Annotated in this window: 5 protein-coding genes and 1 tRNA gene; 2 read left to right on the top strand and 4 right to left on the bottom strand. The window is 72.8% G+C overall.

Annotated elements, in window-relative coordinates; genetic code table 11:
- The first annotated feature begins 65 nt into the window (after positions 1 to 65).
- Complete coding sequence (locus AC08OU_RS23710; protein ID WP_476605864.1) at positions 66 to 359, top strand: IS66 family transposase; 294 nt, start codon at positions 66 to 68, stop codon at positions 357 to 359.
- Positions 360 to 607: 248 nt separating this feature from the next.
- Here the strand turns inward: AC08OU_RS23710 and AC08OU_RS23705 are convergent.
- The 3 genes from AC08OU_RS23705 to AC08OU_RS23695 form a co-directional block, all read right to left on the bottom strand.
- A tRNA-Leu gene (locus tag AC08OU_RS23705) sits at positions 608 to 692 on the bottom strand.
- A 76-nt stretch (positions 693 to 768) separates the two neighbouring features.
- Positions 769 to 1,476: an EAL domain-containing protein gene (locus AC08OU_RS23700; protein WP_476605863.1), complete on the bottom strand. Its 708-nt coding sequence runs from the start codon at positions 1,474 to 1,476 to the stop codon at positions 769 to 771.
- Positions 1,461 to 1,658, bottom strand: a complete 198-nt coding sequence (locus tag AC08OU_RS23695; protein WP_476605862.1) for a hypothetical protein — start codon at positions 1,656 to 1,658, stop codon at positions 1,461 to 1,463. The genes AC08OU_RS23700 and AC08OU_RS23695 overlap by 16 nt, the downstream gene beginning before the upstream one ends.
- A 5-nt stretch (positions 1,659 to 1,663) precedes the next feature.
- Here AC08OU_RS23695 and AC08OU_RS23690 point away from each other — a divergent pair, with 5 nt between their 5' ends.
- The gene (locus AC08OU_RS23690; protein WP_476605861.1) at positions 1,664 to 2,215 is read left to right on the top strand and encodes a hypothetical protein; all 552 of its coding nucleotides are present in this window, start codon (positions 1,664 to 1,666) and stop codon (positions 2,213 to 2,215) included.
- 74 nt (positions 2,216 to 2,289) lie between these two features.
- Here AC08OU_RS23690 and AC08OU_RS23685 read toward each other — a convergent pair.
- The coding region (locus AC08OU_RS23685) for a molybdopterin-dependent oxidoreductase (RefSeq protein WP_476605860.1) at positions 2,290 to 3,536 on the bottom strand (1,247 nt) is incomplete at its 5' end.

The raw sequence follows: 3,536 nt of genomic DNA, 5'->3' as shown, positions 1-3,536 counted from the left end.
TCAAGGCAGGCCTCCAGCGTCGCCTTGCCTGAAGCCGTGGTCACGGATCGCACGTCGATACCCACCTGTGTGCCTGCCTGCTGCTGGAGGCCTTCCGCGACCGCGAGAGCGGCATCCTGCGCTTCGCCCGTGACCTCACCGTTCCCCCGACCAGCAATGACGCCGAACGCGGCCTGCGCCCCGCCAAGATCCAGCAGAAGATCTCCGGCCGGCTCACCAGCATCGCCAGAACCGAAGACCGATACCGGGTCCTGGGCTACCTGACCACCGCCGCGAAACACGGCCTCGACCGGTTCACCGTGCTACTCGACACCTTCCACGGCCGCACCTGGATACCCGGCCCAGCCACCGTCACCTGACGACCACAACCCCGCACCACGAACCGGCGCCACCCACGTCCGGTCACTTCACGCTGCCCCCGACCCCGCTCCGCAACGAAGGTGAATGTTTACAGCACCAACCCTCCCGGAGGAGACGACAACCGAATCGACGACCGATCTTGACCTGAGCATGCTCTTGAGCGATGAGGAGAGTCCGGACAACGAACAACGCCGTAGCGAGGGCTACGGCGTTGTTTCCCGTGTTAAGGGTTCGAACGTTGCGCTTCTGGTGCGGGAGACGGGACTCGAACCCGTACGCCCGAAGGCACAGGAACCTAAATCCTGCGTGGCTGCCAGTTACACCACTCCCGCTCGGCGCCCCCCAAGCCTACGGGGAACGGTCATCCCCGGGGCACCGGGACGACGCCGAGCCGCGGCGGCGCTGCGATCAGCCGGCCCGCCTCGGCCCAGGTCGTGGGGCGGCCGAACAGCCATCCTTGGCCGACGTCGGCGCCCACCCACGGCAGGCCGTCGCCGTCGCCTCGTCCTCGATCCCCTCGGTGACGACGACGATGCCCATGCGGTGCGCCATCCGCACCGCCGCCTCCACGATCGCCAGCGTCTTGGCGTCCGCGAGGTCCGTGCTGAGCGACCGGTCGATCTTCAGCGTCTGCACGGGCAGCCGCCGCAGGTATCCGAGCGCCGAGTACCCGGTGCCGAAGTCGTCGATGGCGATCGACACCCCCAGCGCCGCTAACTCGTCCAGGGTGCGCAGCGCGGGGTGGTCGTCCGCGACAAGGATCGCCTCCGTCACCTCGATCGTGAGCGCGGGCGGCGGGACCCGGTACCGGGTGAGCCCGTCCCGGACCGTCCCGACGAAGCCCGGCACGCGCAGCTGGATGGGCGACACGTTGATCGCCACGTGCAGCCCCGCGCGGAAGACGCCGGCCGCGACCGCACCGGCCAGCGTCACGTCCAGGAGATGCTCCCCCAGGTGCACGATCAGGCCGGTCTGCTCGGCGACGGGAACGAACTCCCCCGGGGACACCGGCCCCAGCTCCGGGTCGGTCCACCGCGCCAGGGCCTCGAAACCGCACAGCGCGCCCGTGCTCGGGTCCACCAGAGGCTGGGCGCACGACGTCAGCTCACCCGCCACGACGGCGCCGCGGAGCCGGTGCTCCAGCAGGCGACGCCCAGGACCCCCGGAAGGAGCCGGGAGCGGACGTCGCGGACCGACGCCAGCAGGACCAGTGCCAGCACGGCCACGTCGAGCACGAGGTAGACGACGGTTTCGTACCGGTCGGTGGCCATCCGGCCGAACGGCGTCGCCAGGAGCATGGAGCATGGAGCGCAGCGCCAGCGCTCCCGCGAACCCGATCACGAAGGCGTCCAGGGACAGGCGCAGACCCGGCCAGGACGAGATCGAGGTCCCGGGGGACGCACAGCAGCGCGATCAGGCTCAGCGGGCCGGCAGCGGCGCCGATCATGTCGCCCAGGGCCGGGTACTCGAGGACCCCGCGCTGGGCGTCCCAGTAGAGGGAGAACTGGCCGATTCCCCAGGACGTGACGGCGAGGCCGAACAGCACGCGCCAGACCGGGACCTGGTGCCGGTGACGGGCCCGTATCCACCACCCGAGGACGGCGAGACCGGACCCGGTGGACGAGACGGCCGAGGTCAGCAGGCCCAGGCGGGTCGCGTCGGCCGGGCGGCCGGTGAGCCCGAACCAGGTCGGGAGCGCGGCCAGCACCAGCGCGAAGAGGGCGACGAACAGGACAGCGGGACGCCGGACCAGCCTGGGCCCGCGGTGGACCGGGGCAGGCGTCGCCGACTCGCCTGCGCACCCGCCTGCCGCCCCGCTCACCCAGGTCCCGTCGACCGGGTCGCCCTCCGGTGAAGCCGTTCACCCGGGCGCGCCCGGGCGTCACCCGTGGTGACGGCGAACTCACCCGGGTGCGTCACCCGGCCGAGTCACGTGACCTCGACCTCGACCTCGTGCCAGCCGGTCGCGCCGTCGGGCACGGGTGGCGCGTCCGTGCCGACCTGGACCGCGCCGGTGCCGTCCGTCGCGCGCACCCGCAGCGTGTGCCGTCCTGGCGTGGCGGCCTGCCAGCGGTACACCCACTGCCGCCAGGTGTCGATCGACACCGCCGCGGCCAGGGTCGCCGGCTGCCACGGTCCGTCGTCGACCTGGACGTCCACCGCCCGGATACCCCGGTGCTGCGCCCACGCCACACCGGCGACGGCGACGGTTCCGGCGGACACGTTCGCGCCGCCGCTCGGGACGTCGATGCGCGACGACGTCTTCACCGGCCCTTGCGGCGACCAGCCACGCGACGTCCAGTACCCCTCGTCCCGGTCGAATCGGGTGACCTGGAGCTCGACCACCCATTTCGTCGCCGACACGTACCCGTACAGACCCGGCACCACCATCCGCACCGGGAAGCCGTGCTCAACCGGCAGCGGCTCGCCGTTCATACCGACGGCCAGGAGCGCGTCCCGCCCGTCGGTGAGGGCGGCCAGAGGGGTCGAGCACGTCCAGCCGTCCGCCGACCGGGACAGGACCATGTCGGCGTCCTGCGCCGGGCCCGCCCGGCGAAGCAGCGGCGCGATGCGGGCCCCCAGCCAGCGGGCGTTGCCGACCAGGTCGCCGCCGACCTCGTTCGACACGCAGGTAAGGGTGAGATCGCGTTCGACCAGGCCGGCCGCGAGCAGGTCGTCGTACCCGAACTCGACCTCCCGGGCGACCATCCCGTGGATCCGCAGCCGCCATTCCTCGGCGGTCACGCGAGGCGTGATCAGCGCGGTGTCGATCCGGTAGAAGTCGGCATTCGGCACGCGGAAGGGGACGGCACCGGGCACGCCGGTCTCGACGCCGCGGGGCAGCGGGGGTTCCGGTTCGGCGGGGGCGGGCAGCCGGTCCAGCAGCTCGGCCCTGGAGGCCTCCGCGTCGCGGAGCCGGTGGCCCAGCAGGCGGCCCGCGACGATCCCGACGGCCCCCGCCCCGACGAGGACCGCCACCGTCATCAGCGTGCGGCGGTCCGGCGCGCGGGACGCCGTCACCGGCCTGCCGGGGTCGTCGAATCCCAGCGGCCCCAGGGGCTCGTCGCCCCGGGCGAACAACGGCGGCGGGCCGGCGGGGCGGGTGATCCGGTCGAGCGCGAGCATCGCGGCCGCGGCACCGAGCACGCTCGGCACGACCGAGAGCGGGGTGGCGT

The sequence above is a fragment of the Frankia sp. CcMO1 genome (assembly GCF_977945845.1).
Note: the sequence above shows the minus strand (reverse complement) of the source record. Positions and strands in the feature narration are given on the sequence as shown.

Excerpts from the sequence above, each read along its gene's own strand:
- AC08OU_RS23695 (WP_476605862.1), bottom strand. The coding sequence starts at position 1,658 with ATGCTCCTGGCGACGCCGTTCGGCCGGATGGCCACCGACCGGTACGAA.
- AC08OU_RS23690 (WP_476605861.1), top strand. The coding sequence starts at position 1,664 with ATGGAGCGCAGCGCCAGCGCTCCCGCGAACCCGATCACGAAGGCGTCC.